18 protein-coding genes and 1 pseudogene are annotated in these 24,168 nt (G+C 70.8%); 5 read left to right on the top strand and 14 right to left on the bottom strand.

The window, feature by feature from the left end; all coding sequences use genetic code 11:
• Positions 1–546: 546 nt before the first annotated feature.
• The 3 genes and pseudogenes from LCN96_RS57640 to LCN96_RS15555 all read right to left on the bottom strand — a co-directional run.
• Positions 547–807 (bottom strand): annotated as a pseudogene (locus tag LCN96_RS57640) (ISAzo13-like element transposase-related protein); the annotation flags it as partial.
• A 240-nt stretch (positions 808–1,047) separates the two neighbouring features.
• On the bottom strand, positions 1,048–1,404 hold the full coding sequence (locus LCN96_RS15560) for a DUF4440 domain-containing protein (protein ID WP_225273340.1): 357 nt from the start codon (positions 1,402–1,404) through the stop codon (positions 1,048–1,050).
• Positions 1,401–2,246 carry an SDR family oxidoreductase gene (locus tag LCN96_RS15555; RefSeq protein WP_225273339.1) on the bottom strand — a complete coding sequence of 282 codons (846 nt, stop codon included), beginning with the start codon at positions 2,244–2,246 and terminating at the stop codon, positions 1,401–1,403. Before LCN96_RS15555 ends, LCN96_RS15560 begins: the two co-directional genes overlap by 4 nt.
• Positions 2,247–2,318: 72 nt before the next feature.
• On the opposite strand from LCN96_RS15555, the gene LCN96_RS15550 reads away from it, so the two are divergent.
• Positions 2,319–3,305 carry an AraC family transcriptional regulator gene (locus tag LCN96_RS15550; protein WP_225273338.1) on the top strand — a complete coding sequence of 329 codons (987 nt, stop codon included), beginning with the start codon at positions 2,319–2,321 and terminating at the stop codon, positions 3,303–3,305.
• Between the two features lie 426 nt (positions 3,306–3,731).
• Here the strand turns inward: LCN96_RS15550 and LCN96_RS15545 are convergent, their stop codons facing one another.
• Complete coding sequence (locus LCN96_RS15545; RefSeq protein WP_225273337.1) at positions 3,732–4,316, bottom strand: HD domain-containing protein; 585 nt, start codon at positions 4,314–4,316, stop codon at positions 3,732–3,734.
• A gap of 176 nt (positions 4,317–4,492) precedes the next feature.
• Here LCN96_RS15545 and LCN96_RS15540 point away from each other — a divergent pair, with 176 nt between their 5' ends.
• Entirely contained in the window at positions 4,493–5,482 is a 990-nt protein-coding gene (locus LCN96_RS15540; RefSeq protein WP_225273336.1) for a GlxA family transcriptional regulator, read from the top strand.
• Positions 5,483–5,486: 4 nt separating this feature from the next.
• Here the strand turns inward: LCN96_RS15540 and LCN96_RS15535 are convergent, their stop codons facing one another.
• The 8 genes from LCN96_RS15535 to LCN96_RS15500 all read right to left on the bottom strand — a co-directional run bounded on the left by LCN96_RS15535 (position 5,487) and on the right by LCN96_RS15500 (position 18,143).
• Positions 5,487–5,639, bottom strand: coding sequence for a hypothetical protein (locus LCN96_RS15535; RefSeq protein ID WP_225273335.1), 153 nt, complete (start codon positions 5,637–5,639; stop codon positions 5,487–5,489).
• 572 nt (positions 5,640–6,211) lie between these two features.
• Positions 6,212–7,402 carry an MFS transporter gene (locus LCN96_RS15530; protein WP_225273334.1) on the bottom strand — a complete coding sequence of 397 codons (1,191 nt, stop codon included), beginning with the start codon at positions 7,400–7,402 and terminating at the stop codon, positions 6,212–6,214.
• Positions 7,403–8,139: 737 nt separating this feature from the next.
• Positions 8,140–8,772 carry a hypothetical protein gene (locus tag LCN96_RS15525; protein WP_225273333.1) on the bottom strand — a complete coding sequence of 211 codons (633 nt, stop codon included), beginning with the start codon at positions 8,770–8,772 and terminating at the stop codon, positions 8,140–8,142.
• On the bottom strand, positions 8,769–9,485 hold the full coding sequence (locus tag LCN96_RS15520; RefSeq protein ID WP_225273332.1) for a hypothetical protein: 717 nt from the start codon (positions 9,483–9,485) through the stop codon (positions 8,769–8,771). The genes LCN96_RS15525 and LCN96_RS15520 overlap by 4 nt, the downstream gene beginning before the upstream one ends.
• Positions 9,482–10,507: a COG1470 family protein gene (locus LCN96_RS15515; RefSeq protein ID WP_225273331.1), complete on the bottom strand. Its 1,026-nt coding sequence runs from the start codon at positions 10,505–10,507 to the stop codon at positions 9,482–9,484. The genes LCN96_RS15520 and LCN96_RS15515 overlap by 4 nt, the downstream gene beginning before the upstream one ends.
• A gap of 200 nt (positions 10,508–10,707) precedes the next feature.
• A complete protein-coding gene (locus tag LCN96_RS15510; protein ID WP_225273330.1) occupies positions 10,708–11,343 on the bottom strand; it encodes a hypothetical protein in 636 nt (211 codons plus the stop codon).
• Between the two features lie 111 nt (positions 11,344–11,454).
• Complete coding sequence (locus LCN96_RS15505) at positions 11,455–16,653, bottom strand: ThuA domain-containing protein (RefSeq protein WP_225273329.1); 5,199 nt, start codon at positions 16,651–16,653, stop codon at positions 11,455–11,457.
• 212 nt (positions 16,654–16,865) lie between these two features.
• A complete protein-coding gene (locus LCN96_RS15500; RefSeq protein ID WP_225273328.1) occupies positions 16,866–18,143 on the bottom strand; it encodes an ROK family transcriptional regulator in 1,278 nt (425 codons plus the stop codon).
• A gap of 242 nt (positions 18,144–18,385) precedes the next feature.
• On the opposite strand from LCN96_RS15500, the gene LCN96_RS15495 reads away from it, so the two are divergent.
• From LCN96_RS15495 to LCN96_RS15485, 3 genes are all read left to right on the top strand, one after another.
• Positions 18,386–19,720, top strand: coding sequence for an ROK family transcriptional regulator (locus LCN96_RS15495; protein WP_225273327.1), 1,335 nt, complete (start codon positions 18,386–18,388; stop codon positions 19,718–19,720).
• Between the two features lie 268 nt (positions 19,721–19,988).
• Positions 19,989–20,129 (top strand): hypothetical protein, encoded by a 141-nt coding sequence (locus LCN96_RS15490; protein ID WP_225273326.1) that lies wholly within the window; start codon positions 19,989–19,991, stop codon positions 20,127–20,129.
• Positions 20,126–21,133, top strand: coding sequence for a sugar phosphate isomerase/epimerase family protein (locus LCN96_RS15485; protein WP_225273325.1), 1,008 nt, complete (start codon positions 20,126–20,128; stop codon positions 21,131–21,133). Before LCN96_RS15490 ends, LCN96_RS15485 begins: the two co-directional genes overlap by 4 nt.
• Positions 21,134–21,286: 153 nt before the next feature.
• Here the strand turns inward: LCN96_RS15485 and LCN96_RS15480 are convergent, their stop codons facing one another.
• Positions 21,287–22,525 (bottom strand): iron-containing alcohol dehydrogenase, encoded by a 1,239-nt coding sequence (locus tag LCN96_RS15480; RefSeq protein ID WP_225273324.1) that lies wholly within the window; start codon positions 22,523–22,525, stop codon positions 21,287–21,289.
• 180 nt (positions 22,526–22,705) lie between these two features.
• The gene (locus LCN96_RS15475; RefSeq protein WP_225273323.1) at positions 22,706–24,166 is read right to left on the bottom strand and encodes an NAD-dependent succinate-semialdehyde dehydrogenase; all 1,461 of its coding nucleotides are present in this window, start codon (positions 24,164–24,166) and stop codon (positions 22,706–22,708) included.
• Between the last annotated feature and the right edge of the window lie 2 nt (positions 24,167–24,168).

Raw genomic sequence — 24,168 nt, 5'->3', positions numbered from 1 at the left:
GGCACCGCAGGGAGGGACGGTGCCAGCGCCTCGGTTAGCGTTAACATGAGCTGGATCAGTCCTCTCATCCGTGCGGAACTGGCGTGATGGAGGGCATGACGGAAAACCGTGTCATCGTTTACATCGCTTTGCCGCGCCCGTTCCTGCCGATGGGTGGTGGTGCGACGGAGCAAATACGAGGCATGCAGGTCCCGTCAAGGCGCGCTCGCTCCTCTGACGTGACGGGCGGCGTTCCCGTGCCGTTTTGCTGGCACGTATCGCATCGTTCAACCTGGAACATATTGAAAGTTTCACGGCAAGCGGCGACGTGTGGTGGATTCGGGCCCGCATCGAGGATGTGACGCCCGGGGAGGCGGGGAGGTGTCCTGATCCAGTGGCTTTGCCCGGTAGTAAGTCAGGAACATGTCAACGGGCTGCTCGGCCAGGGCCGCCTGATCCGGGGCCGAAGACGCAGCCAGCTCGTTCAGCTCCTCTCGGCTCATCCCGGTCGGCCGGGGATCGGCCAAAGCGTGCAGGCTTTCGGACCGGATACGCGCCCGTCGTCACATACGGGTTGGTGCGGGTGTCGTCTGCCGGGCCGATCGTGTAGTTCCAGGAGCCGCGCTCGGTACGCGGGGTGATCGGCAGCATGCTCATCCGCTCGGCGGACACCGACACGCCCAGCGGGTAGGCGTTGGTGTCCAGTTCGGCCGCGACGGTCAGCCCGGTGCGGGTGCGGGTCGCGGCAATGCTGTTGACCACGACCTCGTGGCTGGTCAGGGGCCTGCCGCGCCAGTTCATGGTGATATGCGACAACAGGTGGTGCTCGGCCAGGATCGCCTGCCTGTACTCGGACGTGAACCTCCGCCGCCGCGGCCGCTCCGCACGCGGTCCCTCGTTCTGGCTGGCCGAGCCCACCGTTCCATCATGGACGATCTGCCGCAGCGCGCAGCCGGCCGGTGTCGTGCTCACAGCTCGTTGAGCACCTGCCCGCCACGCAGCCCGGTCAATGACCCCTCGTCGTCGAGGAGCCGAGCCTCGCCCAGCGTCTCCTGCGGCAGCACGCCGTCACGGTAGCCAGACCTCGTGCAGGTGCAACCACTTGGCGCCCTGAAAGACCACGGTGGACTGCCGGATCCCATCCGGCTGGACCTCCTGGTAGGTGGCGACGAGGAGGGCTCCTTCGGATGCGACGAATCGCACGTGGCGGATCTCGACCGTCAGCCCGGGCGCGTTCCCGTAGAGTGGCTCGACCTCGGCGAGGACCTGGTCGCGGGAGAGCGTTCGGCCGTCGGGGGTGATGAGCGTGAAGCCGGGGGCGTGGGCGTCGGCGAAGCGGGCGAACTCTTCCGGTGCGGCGGCGCCGGTCAGCCAGCGTTCGATGACCTTGTGGTGACGGACGATCTCCGCCTCCACGGCGTTCACCGGGTCGCCCAGCGCTGGGCGGTGATCCAGGTGCGCAACGGCGTCAGCCGTAGGCCCAGCAGATCGGCCACTGCGGGGACGGGCGCGAACAGATCGTGGTCGGCGGCGGCCCAGCGGTAGGTGGCCGCCACCTCGGCGGCCTTCGATGCGCCCAGCGCCATCGCCAGGCCCGACTCGAAGTCAGCCGGATCCTGCGCGGCGTACTGGGCGCCGAAGGCGTCAGCCAGCTCATCGCCGGTCACCACGTCGGGCCCGCCGATCTTCAGCACGGCGCCCTCCAGATCGTCACGCACGAGCGCGGCGTGCGTGATGGCGCCCAGATCGTCGAGCGAGAGCCAGGGCACCGGCAGGTCGGCGGGCAGCGGGTAGCGCAGCACGCCCTCGGCCGCCAGCGGACCCGCCACCCACGGCGCCGCCAGGTTGTCCAAGTAGACCGGCGGGCACAGCACCACGACCGGCAGACCGGCCGACTGCAGCGTACGCATCGCCCACCGGCGCGTCTCGAAGGCCGCCACCTGTGTGGTGTCCTCGGGCAGCCGGTTGGCGGTGTTGAACACCAGCCGCCGCACCCCGGCCGCCAGCGCGGAGTCGCGCACATGGCGAACGTACGCGGCCACCGTGTCCGGCTCGTAGACCAGGGGCAGTGTCACGGACGCGTGTGTCACCCCGGCGAAGGCCGCCTTCACCGCCTCAGCGTCGCCGAGATCACCGGCGACCGGCTCCACTCCATGCGGCACTCGGCCGCTCCTGGTCAGGCCGCGCACCGTGTGCCCCTCAGCGACGAGTCGCCGAGCGACCGCGCCGCCCTGAGCGCCTGCCGCCCCGATTACAAGAAAGGTCATGCCAGACAGCATCGACCGCATCCGCGATACGCTCGATAAAGAGAAATATCAGGCTATTTAAGGATCGTCCGGGTGAAGGGTGACCTGCTGAGCGCTCTGCTGGCCCCGTTGCGCCTGGAGGGCGTCTTCCACAGCCGCTGGCAGGCCGGCGCGCCGTGGGGCATCGCAGGCGAGGGCGAGGACTGCGCGCTGCTGCACTATGTGCATGACGGCACCTGCGCCGTCGAGTTGCCCGGCGCCGAGCCTGTGCTGCTGCGCGCCGGGGACCTGGCCGTCTTCCCGCACGGCAGCGCCCACCGGCTGGGCGACCGGCCGGGGCGACCCACCGTGCCGCTCGCCTCTGTGCTGCCCGAGCGGCCGCCGGGCGGCATGAGCACTGTCGAACTCGGCGGGCCCGGCGAGCGGACCGTCCTGCTCTGCGGCGGGCTCCATTACGACCGGGCCGCCGTCTCGCCACTCTATCGAGTACTGCCGCCCGTCCTGGTCCTCGACCAGGCTGCGCTGGAAGGTCACGGACTGCTCCGTGACGTCCTCGGGCGGCTGGCGAACGAGTGGCACCTGGCCGAAGGCGGCGCGACGCTGGTCACGCTGCGTGCCTTCGAGCTCGTCTTCGTGCTGGCGCTGCGGGCCGCGGTGGGCGAGCTGGCCGAGGGCTCTGCGATCCTGCGGGCGTTACATCATCCGGCGATCGGGACGGCGCTGCACGTCGTACAGACCAGATTCGCCGAGCCTTGGACGGTGGAGTCACTGGCAGCCCAGGCCGGGCTGTCGCGTTCGGCGTTCGCGTCGACCTTCCGCGAGCTGGTCGGTGAGGCGCCGATGCGGCACCTGACGGCCCGCCGCATGCAGGAGGCCGCGCGCCTGTTGAGCGATACCGGGCTTTCTCACAGCCGGATCAGCGAGCGCGTCGGCTATGAGTCCACGGTCGGCTTCCACCTGGCCTTCCGCAAGTGGTACGGAGTCACCCCCGGTGACTACCGCCGCCGATGGTCTCAAACGCTGCGGGGTACGGCTCCGATGCGCAAGGAGGCCGGTCAGCTCTCTGGGCCTAACGACTGACTGGCCGGCATCGGGATCACCGGCCCGCCGGCCTTTCCCCCTTTCTTCCCGGCCGGGCGGCGCCCGCACTCCCGATCGCTTCGCTCCAGGCCGAAGAAATCGCGCTGCAGGTCAAGGCTCGGACGACCGCACCTGGCGCACCGCTCCGAGGGCGTCCTGGTCGCGGACGGCTTGGAGGACAGCTTGATGGCGTGCCGTGCTCGATACCGAGCACGGTCCACGCCGTGGCCTTCGGGTCGTGGTGGACCGCGATGGAGGACGATCGCTGCTGGTGGCGCACTGGAGTGAGATCAGTCTAGCCCGGGACACCACACCACGGCCCCCCTCCGACAATCCCCCCACGCATCTGGAACGGACACCGCCATGCGCGTGACCCAGTCGGGTGGCTGGTTCCGCTCCTTGGAGTTGACGGTGCTGGATGGTGATTCATGCGCTTGCAGCGTCGATCGGGTTGCTGCCGAATCGACCGGAGAGTGCGATGGCTCGTTCGAGCTGGGCGAAGGCGCCCTCCGGATGCCGGTGGGCCTCATCGAGGAAGCTGTTTCGCATGCTCGATGCGAAGTCAAGCCGCGGATAGGCCGTCAAGATCTCGGCGAGATCATCGGATGCGAGTCCTTCCCGGCCGAGTCCGGCGACGTCGAGGGCCGCCCCCGCTTGGACCAGCCGGACGACGGGCACCTGCTCAGCCACGAGGTTGGTGTGCCGCAGGATCGCCTCCTCCACCAGCTGGATGCGCTCAAGGTCCCATCCGCGCCCTTCGAGGAAGCGGCACGCGAGATCGGCACCGGCGCGTGCGAACTCGCTCTCGCCGGCGTAGGCGTCGGTGAGGCCGAGATCGTGGATCATCGCCGCGACGAAGGCCGCCTCATCGTCGACTTCGGGCTCGGGGACGATGCACCGGCCGAAGAGATAGGTGCGGTAGCTGTGATTGAGCAGGTAGGCGGGCGCGGCCTCGGCGGCGAGGTCGGCGGCCGCCTGGGATGTGGGCGTTCGAGGAACCGTGGGGAGCATCGGATGGGTCCGTTCGTCAGGGAATTGGACGGGCACCATCGTGGGCGGGCGCGACCGATGTCCGCAAGGACACGCATATGCCAGATTCGGACACCGCCGCATCTGGCCGAGATATGTCCGTAGATGACATCTCCTTGTCATTGCGGACATCCTGGCGATGCTGCACAGTGGGCGAAATGCCCCCTCACATCGTCGTGATCGCCGTGGTCGACGGCGTAGAGCTTCTCGACGTCGCCGGCCCGATCGAGGTGTTCTCCACCGCCGATCGCCTGCTGAACAAGGACGTCCCCGGCTACAAGACGCTGATCGCCGGCCCTCGGCCCGGGCTCGTCCGCTGTGCCGGAGGCACCTCCATCGCAGCCGACCTCTCGTGGAAGGGCCTGCCGCACGAGATCGGCACTCTCATCGTGCCAGGTGGCCTGGTGTTCGATGAGGGCGGGGTGAAGGCGCTGGAGGCGGATTCGCTTGTTCAGTGGCTGGCCACCCCCGCCGCTCACCGCGCCTCCCGCATAGCTTCGGTCTGTGCGGGAGCGCACATGCTGGCTGCCGCCGGATTACTGGACGGGCGGCGGGCGACCACACACTGGGCGACGGCGGCCCAGCTCGCAGCCGACCATCCCGAGGTGGCCGTCGAACCTGACGCCATCTACGTACGCGACGAGCACGTGTGGACGTCCGCGGGCGTGTCCACCGGGATAGACCTCGCACTCGCTCTGGTCGCCCACGACCATCATGCCGAGCTGGCCCGCCGTGTCGCCCGGTGGCTCGTCATGTACATGCGACGACCAGGTGGTCAAAGCCAGTTCAGCGAGCTTCTGGCCTACCCCTCAGCCACCGACGCTCAGATCGCCCGCCTGCAGGCGTGGATTCCGGACCACCTCACCGAGGATCTGTCCAACGACGCGCTCGCGTGCCGGGCGAGCCTCAGTGTTCGGCACTTCTCACGAATCTTCCGTCAGCAGGTCGGGATGACACCAGCGCAGTATGTGGAGTCGGTCCGGCTCGATGCCGCCGCGCGGCACCTCCTCCACACCGGCAACGGGCTCAGGACCATCGCGAACGCGGTCGGGTTCGGCTCCGTCGAGACGCTCCACCGGCTGTTCAAGCAGCGCTTCGGCGTCACGCCTGCGGCGTATCGGGAGCGTTTCACCACAGGAGGAACATGACCCCTCATGCACCGCCGAACGAGCCGGGAGCACCGATGATCAACCAGGCGCTCAGATCGAAGCGCACCTCACCACGCGGGCGGGCCTGCAGCGAGAACAGCGGGGTCAGGCCGCGCCGGTGGACCGAGGTGAGCAGGCGGCGACGCAGGGTGGTCATCGAGTGGTACAACGACGACTGGGACTCGCACCATGCCAGAGGACAAGGGAACAGTAAGGCGAGCACGCCCGTGATGTCACACGCGGACAGCAGTCTGGAAGAGGTAGGAACGTGACGAGGCGTCGCAGGCAGTTCTCGCCGGAGTTCATGGGCCCGAGCGAGCCGGGGTACGGGATGTGACGGTGACAACCGCGAAGCCCTGCCCTGCCCCCGGACGGGATTTAGTCACGGCGGCTGCACCCTCACCGCTGGTCGTCGACCTCAGTGGATTGACCTTCTGCGACGCCATGGGCGTCGGCGTGCTGAGAAGCGGTTGAATGAGAGCAGCGGCCGCAAGGTGCCCGAGGGCGCCTCACCTCGTTCGTTCCGGCCCGCCATGCCGAGTGCCTGGCCAGGCGCGTAGAGACGGTGACGAGACCGCCTACCGGCACTGTTGGGAGCTCTGCGTGGTGCGGGCGGCGCTCGGGGGATGCGTTCGCGCCGGGCTCGCGGCGCTACGCCGCCCCGGTCACCTTGCCGCCCGGGTGGACTCTCGTGGCACCGGGTTGCTGTCGCCAGGTGATCAGGCGGTTCTACGTGCTGACCTCGGGGACTGCTCTGCCTGTTCGCGAGGTCAGTGGCGTTACGGTGATCGCCGCGGCGAGCGGGAACAGTGCGGCGGTACCGAAGCCTGCGGCGTAGCCAAGGGTCGCGATGAGCGTGCCCATCGCGGGCGGGGTGGCCGAGGAGGCGAGGTTCTGTACGATCGTCTGGACCGACATCGCGCGGCCCGACCACGAGACGGGCACCAGCTCCGCGACGGCCGCGTAGCCGACGCCGTGCCAGCTCACCGTCGCCACGATCGCCACGACCAGCAGCCAGGGGCCCGGCCAGGCGTCCAGCGCCACGGAGGAGGCCAACGCGGCCAGGGTGATGGTGTTGACCAGGGCGAGGCGGCGCAGCGGGCCGCCCTTGCCGGGTGAGCGGTCCGACCATCGTCCGGCCCCGATCCGGGCGGCCGCGCCGATCAGCTGTGCCGCCCCCAGCAACGGCCCTGCCATGGTGGGTGTCCAGCCGAGGCCCCGCACCAGGTAGTCGAACGCGAAGGTGCCCACGGTGATCTGCCCGATGACCAGCAGGGCGCTGGCGACGTGCACGCGCCACACTGACGATCCTCTCCGGTACGGGGAGGCCGCGTTCGGGTCGTTGGAGCTGACGGTCGCCCTTGGTGCCGGGGCGAGCAGCAGCACGGTCACCAGCGCGGCGGCCATGCAGATCCCCGCCGGTACCGCGAAGGCGACCCGGATGCCCCACTGCTCGGCGATCGCGGGCAACGCCACGCCGGCCACGGCCACGCCGAGGGGTTGCGAGGCCTGCCGGATGCCCATGGCCAGCCCACGCCGGCCCGGCTCGAACCAGCCCACGACCAGTCGCCCGCTCGCCGCGTACACCGCCGAGCCCGCCGCGCCCGCCAGCACCAGCAGCACGCCCATCAGTACCCCCGAGGCCAGCCCGGCCAGGCTCAGCAGCAGCCCGCCAAGCCCGAGCCCGGCTCCGATGATCAGCCGCTCACCGTGTCTGTCCGCGATGGCGCCCCAGCCCAACATGGCCACGACCATGCCGATGGACGGGCAGGCGAGCAGGAAGCCGAGCTGGGGCAGAGTCATGCCGGTTGACTCGCGCAGGGCGGGGAGCAGGAACGGCAGGCCGTAGAGATAGATCGTGCCCGAGGTCTGAGCCGCCGTGCCCAGCCCCAGCGCAACCCACTTAGATCTTGTGCGCATGACCGGGACGTTAGCAATGTCCCAATATTAGAGATAGTTTGTATCATATTGCGAGACACGCTCTCTTCCTCGCCCGGCGGCTTGTCCATGGCCGAGCTGGAAGCCAGGATCCGGCACCAAGACGACGAATGTGCCGGTCCTCGACGGCCTGGCGACTACTCTGGGCACTTCGATCGCCTGGCTCCTAGATGGGCCCGTCCGTCCCGGGCCTGGCGCTGACGGCGCAGGAGGCCGAACGTCGCCATCGCCTGCAGAGCCCCGCCTCACCTGAACGCGCAGCTCCCACGGCGCACTCAACCCGAGTGCTGTCAGCTGATCAAAGCCCACAGGAATTGCTCGCGCTTGTGGGTGCGAAAATTGCGCCGTCGCTCTGATCGATCGTTCGGTCACCTGCGCCGGGGCGGCAGCGCCATCGCGACCACGTCGAGCCTCCCGAGTGTCACGGCGTCTCCCTGTCCGTATGCTCTTGACGCCCACCGTCTGCAGGACGAGCGTCCAATCCCGGTAGGCGCCCACGGACAGCACGCCGCACGCCACACGGCGGCGGGCGGCGCTGGTGATGATGCTCGACCGGCTGCGGAGCGGACGCTGGCCCGCGACGTCCGCCGCGGCGATGAACGCCCGTGCGGCGTCCGCGACCGGCACCGCTCCCCGGTACGGCTCGTTCACCCCGCCCCGGTACCAACCGGCCCTACCCGGGCTGAACCGCACGGGCCGCAACCGGCCCGCGAGGTCCGTCAGTGCCCGGCGCCCGCGCGGGTGTGGCGCCGGGCGAAGACGATCCAGGCCGCGACGGCGGCCAGCGCCGCCAGGACGATGACGCCGATCATGAGGGGAGTCCCCGCCGCGCCGTCGTCGTCCCCCGCGGTCGTCGCCGCGGCGGCCCCGTTCCGCGCGGAGGCCGTCGCCTGGCTCGTCGCCTGGCTCGTCGGCTGGCTCGTCGGCTGGCTCGTCGGCTGGTCCAGTGCGGGAAGGGCCGCGACGGCGGGCGCGGCGGCGACCACGCCCGCCTTCACCCGCACCGTCGCCTTCGCCTTGGACGGTTCGGTCGCGGTCACGGTGACCCGCCACTCCCCGCTCGGCAGCGGCTCGGCGGAGTGGTAGAGGTTCTGGCCCTCGGGCGCCGACCTGAGCGGCACCGGCCCGAACGACCGGCCGTCGGCCGAGGTCGCCTTCAGCGTCGCCGCGACGATCTCCGTGACGGGATGGCCGTCCTCCTTGTATGTCACCAGCACGTTGACGTTGTCGGCGCCGTCTCCTGTCACCTCCAGCTTGATCGGCCCGCCGTGGGCCGCGGCGGCCGGTGCGCCGAGCACCAGCGCGAGCCCGGCCAGCAGGACGGTGAGGACGTATGCCGGTGCCTTTTTCACTGGTGGTGACTCCCCTCGGGTTCGGTGTCGGGGGTGAGCGCCCCTTCGCCGGGTGATGTGGGCAGGAACACGTGCTGGTGGCCGTAGCCGGCGTCGATGTTCACGGCGTCGAGGGCGGTGGCCCCGATCGACCAGGTGAAGAGCGCGTCGGCGCGTTGCCGGGCGGCCAGGTCGAGGGCGGCGGCGCGGGCCGGTCCTGTGAGGTCCCGCGCCATCGCGTACGTGTCGACGGTCGTGGCGAACTGCCGCACGGCGGAGGCGAGACTCGACCGCGCCACGTTGGTGGCGGTCTCGCCGGACGGCGGGTCGGCGAAGCCCTGGACGGCCGCGGCGGCGGTTTGCCGCCACTTCTCGACGTCGGCTGCGGTCACCGCGACAGGCCCCGCTGCGCCGTCACCCGGCAGGACCAGGGCGAGCCCGTCGAGTACGGGCAGGAGCCGGGTCCGCGTGCCGCGGGCCAGCTCCGTCAGGGTCCTGATCTGTGTCCGGTCGCGCAGCGCGGACTCGGCGCGGAGGCGGTCGGCCGCCTGCTCGATCGAGCTCGGCCGGGTCACGCCGAACACCACGCCGCCGGCGACGAGCGCGCCGAGCGCGAACGCGAACGCGAACGCGAGGGCGAGCACGCGGCCCCGCGTCGCGGGCCGGGCCGGGGCCGGTTGCCTGGGTCGGTTGATGGTGGCCACCTCCTGGGGGCGGTTGTCGGGGGCGCTCACGCCTCCTGGGCCGCGCCTTGGCGGGCGAGCATGATCAGCTGTTCGATGCGCCTGCGGCGCCTGGCGGCGTTCAGCCGGATGGCGAAGAAGGCGAGGACGAGGAGGGCGAGGGAGCCGAGCTGCGGCCAGGGCAGCGCCCACACCGTGGTGCCGACCGCCGCCCGCTGGGCGGCGACGCCGGGAAGCGGCTCGCCCGCGGGTGAGGGTACCGCCATGACGGTCGTGCCGATGACTCCCAGCGGCCAGGCGCCGGGCACCCGCGCGACGAACGTGCGGCTGCCGCCCGGCATGAGCTCCCTGGCCCTGGCCGCGGACGGGTCGTTCCAGCCGCTCTCCCCCACGAGCGTGGACGTCAGCACCTGGTTGTCCGTGACCAGCCGGACGTTGCCTTCGTTGGCCACGGTGTAGGTCACCTCGACGGATCCGGCGGCGAACGGGTTCCACGAGCCCACGTACTCGGCCCGGACGCCGGTCACGGCCACCTTGGCCACGTAGTCGCCGGTGACGCGGATGTTCAGGCGGACGCCCACCCGGTTCTGGACCCGTACCTGGCCGGAGACGGTCTCCAGGGACGCGGTCACGCCCGCGGGGTGGTCCCCCGGCGTCGCGTTGCGGGGAATCGACACCGTCACGGGAACGACGGACGTGGCCCCGGCGGCGATGGTCACCTTCCCGGGGACCGTGATCCAGGCGCCGCCGTCGGTGGGCTCGGCGTCGGAGGGCCGCATGTCGAAAAGGCCCTTGGAGGTCAGGTAGCCGTCGTTGGCGTCGATCGCGAAGTCCACCGGCTCGGTGGAGCGGTTGATGACCGCCACGTGCTCGACGGCCTGCTGGCCGCCGGCGAGTTCCAGGTCGATGACGCTGCGGCCGTCGGGACCGTCGGCGTTGGCCGGCACGACCGACCAGGTGGTGTCGGCGCCGGACGGGGTGGCGAACGCCACCATGGCGGCCAGCATCGCGACGCCGAGAGCGGGGAGGACGGCGAGGCGGGCGAGGACGCCTCGCGGGCGGCTTACGGTCAAGAGAGGTCTCCAGTCTCGTCGTGGCCGTCCGGGGCCCGCGCCGGGCGGGCGCGGGCCCCGGATCGGCCGGAGCGGGCGATGGCGTCCTGCCTCCGGTTCAGGACCAGGTGAACGTTCGGGACCGGCGAACGTTCGGGACCGGTGAACGTTCGAGTCTGGCGAGCGTTCGGGACCGGCGAACGTTCAGGACTGGCGAACGTTCAGGACTGGTTGAACAGGGAGAGCGTGAGGGTCGAGCGGTACTCGCCGGCGGTGACGTCGGCGGGGGTGCGCAGCGCGAGGTCGGCGTTGACCTGCCAGGTGCCGATCTCGTCGGCGGAGTTCGCCGTCGACACCAGCAGCTCCTGGCCCTGCAGACCGACGGCCGGCGCTCCAGAGCCGTCGGAGATGACACTGGAGACGGGCTCACCGGCCTCCACCGCCCCGGAGGAGGAGCCAGTCAGCAGGTGCGGCCGCCAGCCCAGGTACTGCGGGCCGATGGGCGGCGCGGAGCCGCTCGTCGCGGTGAACTCGCTGGCCTGGCCGACGACCGCCCAGAAGTCGCCGGCGGGGATCTCCTCGGGCCGGCGGGTGTCGGTCACCGTGACCGTCGGCAGGGTGCCGACGAACTGGCGGGCGGCGGCGTTGGAGCCGTCCTCCTGCAGGGACACGCCGCCGCTGTCGGCGACGGTCATGGACACCTGGCCCGCAGTGGTGCTGGGCTCGATCGTCACCGTGACGTCGATGCCCTTCTCGGGGTCGTCGTCCGCCACCGCGGGACCGGCCACGCCGACGCCCGCGAGCGCGACGCCGAGCACCGCCGCGGCGAGCAGTTGCGTGGTCCTGTTGATTCTCATGTCTTCGCTCCATTGATGGGGGGCGGGGCCGGCCGGCCGATCGGCCGGCCGGCCCCGGTTCTGCTGGGGCGGTGGCCACGGTCGCGCGGACAGTGGTCACCGCCGGTGCGGTCAGCGGCAGCTGAGCGCCGGGTAGTCGGCGTCGTACGACGAGGTGACCTGCTCGCCGCCGATCGTCGCGACTCCCTTCACGGTCACCGTGCCGGCGTCGATCTGCCCGGCCCGGCTGTTGAAGGACTGGTACGCCTGCTTGCCCGGGGCCACGCCGGCCACGGTCTTCGAGCCGAACGGGGTGGTCAGCGTCACCGTCACCGGCACGTCGGAGCCGTTGACGGCCGTGACCGCCACGTACGCCGAGGTGCCGATGCAGCGGGACGAGGCGGAGACCGTCAGGTCGACCTGCGGCGTGGACGCCGAGATCGTCAGTGTCAGCGTCTTGGCCTCCTCGACGTTGCCCGCCTTGTCGGCCGAGCGGTAGCGCAGCTCGTGCTGCCCGTCGCCGGTCACGGTGACCGGTCCGGTATAGGCGGTCCAGTCGCCGTCGTCGAGCCGGTACTCGGTCCTGTCGACCCCGCTGCCCCCGGCCTCGTCGGTGGCCCGCAGCGTGACCGACACCGGGCCGGGGAACGTGCCGCCCGCCGGCTGCTCCGGATCGGTCGTCGCCGTCGTCACCGGCGCGGTCTCGTCCTCGGCCGCCGCCTCGGCGAGGCGGAAGTAGTCGAACGTGACCTTCTTCGACGCCGACTGGTTGGTGCCGATCGTGTACACGCCGACCTTGGCGCCGGTGGCCACCGCGCTGTTCTGCACCGCGGCGGACAGTGCCGTCCAGGTCTGGCCGTCGGCGGAGTAGGACCCGGTGTAGGTGTCGCCCTCCTTCTTGAGCCGCAGCCACCACACGCCGGTGGTGAGGTTGTTCACCTGCGGCTGCGGGTTCTGCACGGTGCCGCCGACCTCGCTGCGCAGCTCGATGCTCCGCGCCGCTGCCGACCCGGCGGCGTTGGTGGTGAGGAAGTCGAGCTTCACGTAGTCGTCGTCGCCGGTGTACACCATGAGGCCGCCCTGCTGGTACTGCTCGTTGAGGGCCGAGGCGTCCACCTTGGTCTCCAGCGTCCAGTCGCCGTTCGGGGCCGGCTGCAGGATGAGGTTCTTCGGGCCGGTGTTGTCGGTCCCGTAGATGTCACCGGTCGTGGTGTCGAGCTCCAGCTTGCCGTCGCTCACGCGCACCGCCGTGGCGTCGGGGCGCACGATCGCGGTCCAGCGGCAGGCGTCGAGGGCCGTGCCGTCGAACTCGTCGTCCGGGTCCGGCCCGGTCGCCCTGTCGTCCGGCGTGAGGTGGAACCAGTCGAAGGACGCGTCCACGACCGGGTGGTTGGCCCCCGCCAGCGAGATCAGGCCGATCTTCGGGTTGGTGATCCCGGCGAGCGACTTGGTCTGCGGCATCGCGGTGAACGTGGTGCCGTCGGCGGAGTAGTGGGCGGTGATGTTGGTTCCGTCGCTGACGAACCGCACGTACACCGTGTCGGGGTAGGCGTCCCCAAGAGTGGCCGTGTTGCTCTGCGACACCTCGTTGGGGCTGCCGTTCTCCTCCCGGATGAACTGGAAGATGCGGTCGGCGTGGTTCGAGCCCGAGGTGGAGCGCGCCTGCAGCACCATCTTGGCGTAGTTGTCGTCATCGCCGTAGATGGTCAAGCCCGCCTGCTGGTACGCGTCCCGCGCGTCCAGCGTGAGCTTGGCGGTGGCGGTCCAGGCGCCCGACGGCGCCGGCTGCACCACGATGTTCGGCGTGTTGCCGCCCGCGCTGTAGATGTCGGTGGTCGAGGTCGGGATCACCAGCTTGCCGTCGGCGACCCTGAGGTCCTGGTTCTCCCTGATGACCGACCAGCGGTCCCGGTCGAGCTGGCCGCCCAGGAAGTCGTCGGAACGGCCGGTGAAGCACACCGTGGCCGGCGCGTCCACCTTGACCTGGACCTGCGCGGTGGCCGACGCGCCCTTGTCATCGGACACGGTCACCACGGCCGTGTAGGTGCCCGGCGCGGTGTAGGTGTGGCTCGCCTCGGCCGTGGCAGGCTCCGGCGCGCCGTTCACGCCGAAGTTCCACTTGTAGGTGATCGGGTCGCCTTCCGGGTCGGTGGCCGTCGCCTTGAAGTCGACCTTCAGCGGGGCGACGCCCGCCGCCGGCGTCGCCGTCGCGGTCACGACCGGACGCTGGTTGTCCGTGGCGCCCTTGCCGACGAAGTCGACCCAGTTGAAGTTCGCCAGGTAGGCGTTGTTCGCCGCGCTCGCGGGCTTGCGCACGACGAAGTACAGCGGTCCGCTCTCCGCCGGCGGGCCGGTCACGTCGAGCGTGACGTCGGTGAACGTCTGCCAGCCGCCGGTGGGCGTCACCTCGGCCGAGCCGACCAGCGTGCCGGTCTCGGGGTGGCCCGCCCTGACCTGGACGGTGCCGCCGGCGCCGCCCGAGGAGGCGCGGAACCGGATCGCGGTGACGTTCGACAGGCTCACCGGGTCGAACGACCACCAGTCGCCGTCCTGGACGAACCCGATGTGCTGGTTGCCGCCCTGCGGGTCGCTCGTGGCTTCCGCCTGAACTCCCGCGGCGTCGGTGCCCAGGCCGCCGGTCACCCTGCCGGTCTGTGTGAAGTGCTCGGCCTGCTTGCGCTTGGGCTCCAGGATGATCTGACCCCGCCCGGTCAGCGGTCCGGCGCCGTTGGCGCCTGCGTCGGTGTAGCTGGCTTCGATGGCGTAGAAGAGGTTGTCGTACTCGCCGTGGCCCGCCTGCTGGGTCTGCAGGGTGCCTTCACAGCCCTTGAGCTGGTCGAGCGGGTGGCCGTGGCTGTCGTGGCCGAGGATCGCCTGGATCTTGACCTTGTCGCAGTCGATCGTGCCGTCCTCGGCGTCGGTAACGGTGACCTTGAACTTCACCTGGTCGCCGAACTCGAAGAAAGCGCCGTTCGGCGGGACGTCCACCGTGACGGTGGGACGGGTGTTGCCCGCGCTGATCGCGACGCTGGCGGTGGCGGTCTTGTCGTCGGGGGTTCTGACGGTCAGGACCACGTTGTAGTCGCCGCCCTCCTCGTAGGTGTAGGAGGGGTTGGGGTCGGTGGAGTCGGTGTCACCGTCGCCGTCGAGGTCCCAGGCGTAGGTGAGCGTCTTGCCCTCCGGGTCCCGGCTGCCCTCGCTGGAGAACGTGACGGCCAGCGGCAGCGGCCCGTCCGTCTTGTCCGCCGTGGCGCGGGCGATCGGCGGGCGGGTGCCCTTGGTGTACTCGATCCGGTAGATGCCGGAGTCGGCGTTGTCGCCGCCGAAGCCGGAGCCCCACTCGATCAGGTACAGCGCGCCGTCGGGGCCGAACTTCATGTCCATCGGCTTCTTGAACGACAGGGAGCCGAGGATGCGGTTCATCTCCACGAGCTTGGTGCCGCTCCCGTCGAGCTGGAGCGACCACACCTGGTTGTTGTTCCACTCGCCGAACACGGCCTTGCCGTCCCAGTACGCCGGCCACTTCACGTCCGACTGCAGGTTCGGGTCGGCGCGGTAGACCGGGCCGCCCATCGGCGCGCCGCCGCTCAGCTCCGGGAAGTTCTGCGGGTCGGCCGCGTAGTGGTACCAGATCGTCGCGGGCACCATCGTGGGCAGGTCGGTGACGCCGTCGTTGTTCGGGGAGTCGTTGACCGGCGCGGTGCAGTTGAACGGCGCCCCCGACTGCTTGGTGGCGAAGTCGTAGTCGATGTACGGGGTGTTGTTGCCGACGCAGTAGGGCCAGCCGTAGTTGCCCGGCTTGGAGACGAGGTTCCACTCGACCGTGTTCTGCGGGCCCCGGGTGGCGCTCACCGAGCCGGCGTCGGGGCCGTACTCGCCGAGCATGATGTGGCCCGTCTTCGGGTCGAGGCCGATGCGGAACGGGTTGCGGAAGCCCATGCCGTAGATCTCCGGCTTGGTCTTCGCCGTGCCCGGCGGGAAGAGGTTGCCGGACGGGATGGTGTAGGTGCCGTCGGGCTCGGGGTGGATCCGCAGCAGCTTGCCGCTCAGGCTGTTGGTGTTGCCCGAGGTGCGCTGGGCGTCCCAGCTGGCGCGGCCGGACTGCTCGTCGATCGGCGTGTAGCCGTCGGAGGCGAACGGGTTGGTGTTGTCGCCCGTGCCCAGCCACAGATCGCCGGTCCTGGGGTCCATCACCATGCCGCCGCCGTGGTGGCAGCACTCGGCCCGCTGGACCGGGACGTCGAGGATCCGCTTCTCGCTCGCCAGGTCCAGGGTGTCGCCGGTGACGGTGAACCTGCTCAGCCGGTCGACGTTCGTCCCGGCGGGCGAGTAGTACAGGTACACCCAGTGGTTGGTGTCGAAGCCGGGGTCGAGCGTGAGCCCGAGCAGGCCGCTCTCGTTGGCGGTGAAGACGTCCAGCTTCGCCGCCGTCACCGTGCCGCCGGACGGCTTGATGATCTTGACGTCGCCGAGCCGGTCGATGTAGAAGACCCGGCCGTCCTTGGCGACGTCCACCATCATCGGGTTCGAGGTGTTGTCGTCGAGTGTGACCTTCTCGAAGCTGCTGCTCTGCGAGGCCGAGCAGTCGGCCCTGACCGCGCCGGCGGCGGTCTGGATGCCGCCGAGGAGCAGCTTCAGGAAGTTGGGCTCGCTGTAGTTCTCCTTGAGGTGGCCGAGCCCGGTGTACCAGGAACGGCCGCCGTCGTAGTCGTGGCACCAGGTGTTCGGGTGGTCGGCGCCCATCGTGGCGCCGGTGTAGGACTTCTCGTCCATCGACGTCAGCACGTGGACCGTGCCGCGCGGGTTGGCCTGGTAGTCGTACCACTCGTCGGTACGGGTCCAGGTCGCCGGCAGGTCCTTCGTGGACGGGTGCGCCGGGTCCTCGACCTTGACCGTGGCCTGCTGGATCGCCGGGTGCGACTTGAAGTACGCCCCGACCAGCTTGCCGTACCAGGCCCAGTTGTAGCCGCTGTCGGCTGCGGCGTGGACGCCGACGAAGCCGCCGCCGTTCTGGATGTAGCGCTGGAAGGCGTCCTTCTGGTCCTGCGTGCCCAGCGGGTCACCGGTCGTGGACATGAAGACCACGGCCTGGTACTGGGCCAGGTTCTGGTCGGTGAACAGCGCGCTGTCCTCGGTGGTGTCGACCGCGAAGTTGTTCTCCTGGCCGAGTTTCTGCACGGCCGCGATGCCCTCGGGGATCGAGTCGTGCCGGAAGCCGGTCGTCTTCGAGAAGACGAGCACCTTGAACGCGGGCTCGGCCGCCGTGGCGGCCTCGGCGCTCACGGGCGCCGCGAGGAGGGTGACGAAGGGGGCGACGAGGGCTAAGGCCATCGTCGTCGCGGTCCGGCGCCTCGGGCGTCGTCCGCGTGCTGGCAGGACCGCGTTGAGCAGCCTGGCCCACGTTCGATGACGTGGTGACATGGAAAACCCTTCCTGACCGGGGGGACGTCAGGCAAGGCGCGCGCCGCCGCGCTGTTGCCACTTGGGTGGTAGCGGATGGTGCGGGGTGCTGGAGGGTGCCGTCTCCAGGCCTGTGGGGGCCGTCAGTAAGGTGCCGGCCGGGGCGGTGAATTCATGATCGTCGTCGGGTCGTCGATGATGTCGCTGACCACCATGCTGGCGGCGCCGCGGGAGGCGGCGCCGAAGCCGAGAGTGGAGGCGACGAACCGGCACTGGGCGGCGGGAGCGGCCACCACGAGCCGTTGTAGCTGGTCCTGCGCATGCGGCAGCAGCCACTGCGCCAGCGAGGCGAAGTAGCCGCCGATGACGATCACGCGCGGGTTGAACAGGTTGGCCAGGATCGAGCCGCCGAGCCCGAGCCACTCGCCGACCTGCGCCACCGCCGTCGTCATTCGCCGGTCGCCGGAGGCCAGGCCCCTGGCGAGGTCGGCCACCCGTTCGCCGGGGTCGGGCACCGGCATGCCGGGCAGCCCGTAGGCCTGCTCGGGCATGGCCGCGCGGACGAGCGCGGCCAGGCCGACCTTGGTCTCCCAGCACCCGATGCGGCCGCAGCCGCACTGGGCGCCGTTCGGGTCCACCTGCAGATGACCGACCTCGCCGGAGAATCCGTCCGCGCCGCGCAGGAGCTCGCCGCCCAGGATGATGCCGCCGCCGACCCCGACCTCGCCGGTGAGGTACACCAGGTACGGCGTGCCTGCGGCGACGCCGGAGGTGTACTCCGCCAGCGCGGCGAGGTTCGCGTCGTTGTCCACCCGCACGGGCACGCGCAGCGGGCCCAGCAGGGAGCTCAGCTGGTCGGCCAGGGGCACGTCGTGCCAGTAGAGGTTCGGCGCGAGCGTCACGACGCCGCGTACCACGTCCACGAGCCCGGGGACCGCCACCACGATGCCGGCGGGCGACGCTCCGGCCCGCCGCATGGCCGCCACGGCCTCCTTGGCCACGAGCCCGAGCCGGCGCACGGCGCTGTCCGGGCCGCTGCCCATGGCGTCGTAGACGACCCGGCGCTCGACCAGGACCCGGCCGCTGAGGTCGGTGCCGTGGACCGCGATGTAGTCGACGTTGATCTCCATGCCGAGGGCGCCGACGTGCGCGCCGTGCAGCGCGACCGCCCGTCTGGGGCGGCCGACGGCGCCGACGTGCTCGACGCCGACCTCGCGTACCAGACGCCGTTCGAGGAGCTCGGCCATGAGGTTGGACACGGTGGCCCGGTGCAGCCCGGTCGCCTCGGCGATGTGGGCACGGGAGAGGGACTTGTGGTCGCGCAGCTCCCGCAGCACCAGGGAGAGGTTCGCCCGGCGCAGCGCGGCGGGACCCGCCGGCGGAGCGCCGCCTGGAGCACGGTTGGGCGGCTTGTACGTCATGGGCACCACCCGCCCCTTTGTTTATCTTTGAGATCAATTAATCGGAGTTGTAACACGCGAGTGTCTGAATGTGCACCCCTCACGTGCGTAACGAGTTGGCATCGCCGAGGTCCCCGCATTTCAGTGGCCATTCCGGCATTAGTTATCGGAACGTTACATAAATTGGAATCGATTTCCCCCTTGTGTCCTCAGAGACCGACCCCTTTAATTCGGCTAGCCATCCGCACTAATTGAGGAGGAGCGTGGACCACGACCGGGCCGACGGCCACGCGACCGACTCGGCGAGTCGCGGCGGACCCGCGGGAGCCCCCGCGGACCAGGCCACCGTGCGCCGCTCCAACCTCGCCCTCGTGCTGCGTCACGTGAGCGCGAACGGCCCGTGCTCCCGGTCGGCCGTCGCCGTCTCGACCGGGCTGAACAAGGCCACCGTCACCAGCCTGGTGAACGAGTTGCAGGCCCGCGGGCTGGTCAAGGAGATGGGGCCGCAGCACGCGGGCTCCGTCGGCCGCCCGGGTGTCGCGCTCGCCCTGGACGGCTCCCGGGCCGGCGCCCTGGGCGTGGAGGTCAACGTCGACTACATCGCCGCGATCGCCACCGACCTGGCCGGAAGAGTGCTCATCGACCGGCGGATCGGCTTCGACGCCATGGGCTCGGGCCCCGAACGCTCACTGGACGAGCTGGCCCGCATGGTCGAGACGACCGTCGCCGACCTCGGCCGGCTCGGGGTCACACCGGCCGGGATCACTGTGGCAGTCCCCGGCCTGGTCGACACCACCACCGGCACCGTCGTCGTCGCCCCGAACCTCGGCTGGCGCGGCGTGCCGGTGGCCGAGCGGCTGTCCCGAGTCGCGAGGGACATCCCCATCGCGGTGGACAACGACGCCAACCTCGCCGCCCTCGCCGAGTACACCTCGGGCGTCGCGGCGGGCATCCCCGACCTGGTCTGCCTCACCGGCGAGGTGGGCGTCGGCGGCGGCGTCATCTCCGGCGGCCGGCTCCTGGGCGGAGCGGACGGGTTCGCGGGAGAGATCGGCCATGTCATGATCGATCCGTCCGGCGAGCGGTGCCGCTGCGGCCGCGTCGGCTGCTGGGAGACCAAGGTCGGGCTGGCCGCGCTGGTGCGCATGGCCACGCCGCACCGCCCGTACGGCACCGGCCCGCAGGTCGTCCGCGACCCGGAGGAGCGCCTGGCCGAGATCGAGCAGCGCCGAGCCGACGGCGATCCGCGCGCCGAGGCCGCCGTCGCGGAGGTCGGCCGGTGGCTCGGGATCGGCGCGGCCCTGCTCATCAACCTCTTGAACCCGCGGGTGATCGTGCTGGGCGGCTACTTCGCCCGGCTCGCCGACCCGCTCATCCCCGCGGCGCAGCGCGAACTGGCCCGCACGGGCATGAGCGACGCCGTCGAACGCTGCCGGTTCGCCGCCTCCGACCTCGGCTTCGGCGCCGCCTCGCGCGGCGCGGCCGGTGTCGTCGCCGAACGAGCCCTGTCCGACCCCACCAGCATCTCCATCCGAACGTCTCCGGCCGCCGGGGTCATCGAGGCAACCCCGACGGCCTGCTCTCCCCGCTCGTCCTGACCCGCCCCCGTCCTTCGCACCTTCCGCCCGCCTGATCGCTGTTCCGCACCACCTCCGCACATTCCGCCTGCCGCGGCCACGGCACCTGCCGTCCGGCGGGCGGACACCGCTGTGTCCCTGCCCCTTCTCCCCCAGAACGTCCCGCCCGCCTGATCGGCCGTCCGAGCCGCGGCGGCACCGTTGACGCCGACCTCGGTGCCACCGCGGCGGTGCCAACCGGCGCCGTCAGGCGGGCGGGGCACGGTCCCACCTAACCCATGGACAACCTGTGGTTCCACGACCACACCTCGCCGCCGGCGCCGGCCCCTTCCCGTCCTTCGAGGACGGCCTGCGGGTACGGCGCATGCCGGCGGCCGCCGAGCAGAGCGCGGCTGAGGACAGCCGCTTCACGACTGTGGAGGATTCATGACGAGACCGGTCACGTTGTTCACCGGGCAGTGGGCGGACCTGCCGTTCGAGGAGGTCTGCCGGCTGGCTTCCGAATGGGGCTACGACGGCCTGGAGATCGCCTGCTGGGGCGACCACTTCGAGGTCGACAAGGCCGTCGCGGACGACTCCTACGTCGAACGCAAGAAGGAGACCCTGGCCAAGTACAACCTCGGCGTGTGGACGATCTCCAACCACCTGGTCGGCCAGGCCGTCTGCGACCACCCCGTCGACGAGCGCCACCAGGGCATCCTGCCCGCCCGCATCTGGGGCGACGGCGAGCCGGAAGGCGTCCGGCAGCGCGCCGCCGAGGAGATCAAGGACACCGCCCGCGCGGCGGCCGCGCTCGGCGTCACGACCGTCGTCGGCTTCACCGGCTCGTCGATCTGGCACACGCTGGCGATGTTCCCGCCGGTGCCCCCGTCCATGATCGAGGCGGGGTACGCCGACTTCGCCGACCGCTGGAACCCGATCCTCGACGTCTTCGACGAGGTCGGCGTGCGCTTCGCCCACGAGGTGCACCCCAGCGAGATCGCCTACGACTACCACACGACGGTGCGCGCGCTGGAGGCCATCGGGCACCGGCCGGCCTTCGGCCTGAACTGGGACCCCTCGCACATGGTGTGGCAGGACCTGGACCCGGCGAGCTTCATCCTCGACTTCGCCGACCGCATCTACCACGTGGACTGCAAGGACGCCCGCGTCGCCACCCGCGACGGACGGCGCGGCCGCCTGTCCTCCCACCTGGCCTGGGCCGACCCCAGGCGCGGCTGGGACTTCGTGTCCACCGGCCGGGGCGACGTGCCGTGGGAGGCGTGCTTCCGGGCGCTCAACCACATCGGCTACGACGGCCCGATCTCCATCGAGTGGGAGGACGCGGGCATGGACCGGCTGCACGGCGCGCCGGAATCCCTCGCCTACATCCGCTCGCTCAACGCCATCACCCCGCCGGCCGCCGCCTTCGACGCCGCCTTCTCCTCCGAGTGACGCCGTGACGCCGTGACGCCGTGACGCCGTGACGCCGTCATGCCGTCATGCCGTCATGCCGTCATGCCGGGGCGGCGGCGAATGGGCGGCTCCCATGGAGGCGATCCGCTACCCGGGGAGGGCAGCGAACTCGTCGTCACGTGAAAATGCCCGTCACCATCCCTGCTCAGGAGTCAGGACGTGTCGGCTCCGGTCCCCGAGCCAGGCCGCTTCGAGGATCGCGGTCAGGCTGGCCGTGTCGGTCGGGCCCGGATGGTTCTGGATCAAGCGGGTGACACCGCCGGCCATCTCCGCGAAGCGCGGGAGGTCGGCGCGTGCCACTCCGATGTCCGCCAAGGTGGCAGGGATGCCGATGTCGGCGAGGAGCCCGTCGAGCCAGGTGAGGAACGTATCGGCGGCCTCCGCCTCCGAGGCGTCGGTCACGTCGAGCCCGCACACCCCGGCGAGGATGGCCAACCGGTCGCCGATGGCATCCCTGGCCGCGTCCAGCGCGTAGGGCAGCAGCAGCCCGACGCCCAGGCCGTGCGGTGTGTGGGTGGCTGCGCCGATGGGGTACTGGAGGGCGTGCGGAGCCGCGTTGCCCGCGTGGGAAAACGCGAGCCCGGCCAGCATGGACCCATAGGACATGTCCGCGCGCGCGTCCTTGTCGCCTCCGTCCCTGACGACATGGGGCAAGCTGCGGGCGATCCGCTCCGCGGCCAGGAGCGCGTAGTGATCGGTGATCGGGTTGCGGCCGAGGAAGACCTGCTCCACCGGGTCGCGCGGGCCGTGGGCCCTGGGTCGCGCGGTGTAGCTCTCCACCGCGTGACAGAACGCGTCGATGCCGGAGTGGGCAGTGACGGTCGCCGGGCAGGTGTAGGTGAGCTCGGGGTCGACGATGGCGAAGTCGGGCACGATGTGGACGCTGGAGACCCCCACCTTCAGCGCACGGTCCGGGTCGGTCAGCACCGAGACGGGTGTGAGCTCGGAGCCGGTGCCTGACGTCGTCGGGACCGCGACGAGCGGAATCGTCGGCCCCGGCACCTTCGACTCGCCGTAGAAGTCGCGCGGCGTCCCACCGTGGCACCGGATGACGCCGACCATCTTGGCGAGGTCGATCACCGTGCCACCCCCGATGGCGAGGATGACGTCGGCGTCCACCTCGGCGGCGGCCGAGACGGCCAGGGCGACATCGGCGAGTGGCACGTCCGGAGTCGCGTCGGCGAACACCCCGACGACTTCGACCTTCTCCCGCACGGTGGCCACGATCTCGGCCACGCCCGGCTGCCCCAGAAGAACCCGGTCGGTCACGATGAGGACTCGCGAGCCACACTCGGCCACCACTCGTGGAATGTTCTGCGCGACCCCTTCGCCCACGATCAGCTGGCGTGGCCCGCGGACGGTCTCAAGCATGTCAGTGCCTCTCTGGAGCGTCGGCGGTGATTCGCTGGACGGACGTCCAGGTCACCTGCGGGACCGGGACCGCGTCGGCAGGCCGGCTGCCGGGTGGCGCAGGCGCGCGCACCGGCGGAGTCGACGGCGTCCCCGGGTGCCGGCGGCGATCCTCGGCGGGCACCTGGAGCAGCAGGCCGGTCACGGTAGGTCGATCGCCGCGTAGGTGACGTCGAGGTACTCGAGGATGCCCTCGTGCGACCCCTCCTTGCCGATCCCGGACTGCTTCACGCCGCCGAACGGAGCTGACGGGTCCGAGATCAAGCCACGGTTGACGCCGACCATCCCCGTCTGCAGCCCCTCGGTGAACCGGAGCGCCCGCTGGAGGTCACGGGTGAAGACGTATCCGACGAGGCCGTGCTCGGTGTCATTGGCCTTCGCCATCACCTCGTCGTCGGAGGTGAACGAGATGATCGGCGCCACCGGGCCGAAGATCTCCGTCCCCAGCAGCCGCGCGTCCTCGGGCACGTCGACGAGGACCGTAGGCGGGTAGAAGTAGCCCGGCCCGTCCGGACGCTCGCCGCCCACCAGGACACGGGCGCCGCGATCGACCGCGTCGGCGACGAGCTCGTCGAGCTTGGTGACCGACGCCTCGTCGATCAACGCCCCGACGTCCACGCCGTCGTCGAGACCGTGGCCCACCGAGAGCGCGCCCATCCGCTCGGCGAAGCGCGCCGTGAACTCCTCGCGCACCGGCTCCTCGACGTAGATTCGGTTGGCCGCGATGCAGGACTCCCCGAGGTTGCGCATCTTGGCCACCATGGCGCCGTCGAGCGCGACGTCCAGGTCCGCGTCGGCACACACGATCAAGGCCGCGTTGCCGCCCAGCTCCATGGAGGTGCGCAGCACGTTGTCCGCCGCCTGCCGGAGGAGCACGCGCCCGACCTCGGTCGACCCGGTGAACGAGAGCTTGCGGGTCCGGCGGTCGGCCAGCAGTGCCGAGACCACCTCGCCGGCCCGCGTGGTCGTCACGACGTTGACGACGCCCGGGGGAACTCCGGCCTCCTCCATGATGCGGGCCAGGAACAGCATGGTGAGTGGCGTCTGGGCCGCCGGTTTGGTGATCGTCGTGCAGCCCGCCGCCAGCGCAGGAGCGATCTTGCGGGTACCCATGGCCAGCGGGAAGTTCCAGGGCGTCACGAAGACGCACGGTCCGACCGGCTTCGGCACGGTGAGGATGCGATATCCACCAGCGGGAGCGGTGTTGTAGCGCCCCTCGACGCGCACCGCCTCCTCGGCGAACCAACGGAAGAACTCGGCGCCGTAGGCCACCTCTCCCCGGGCCTCGGCGAGCGGCTTGCCCATCTCGAGCGTTATCAGCCGGGCGGCCTCCTCGGATCGCTCGGTCAGTGCCCGGTACGTCGCGGTCAGCAATTCCGACCGTTTTCGCGGCGGGGTCGCCGCCCACTCCGCCATCGCCTTGCCGGCCGCGTCCAGAGCGGCGAGCCCGTCGACGACGTCGGCGTCCGCCACCTCGGCGATGGTCTTGCCTGTGGCCGGGTCCTCGACGGCGAAGGTGGCTCCGCCGGCGGCGTCGCGCCAGGCGGCGCCGATCCGGAGCCGCCGGTGCTCGGGGGCCAGGACGTTCATCGGGTCACTCATCG

The sequence above is a fragment of the Nonomuraea gerenzanensis genome (assembly GCF_020215645.1).
Classification (GTDB): domain Bacteria; phylum Actinomycetota; class Actinomycetes; order Streptosporangiales; family Streptosporangiaceae; genus Nonomuraea; species Nonomuraea gerenzanensis.
The sequence above is the reverse complement of the archived record's forward strand: the minus strand, read 5'-3'. Positions and strand labels throughout refer to the sequence as shown.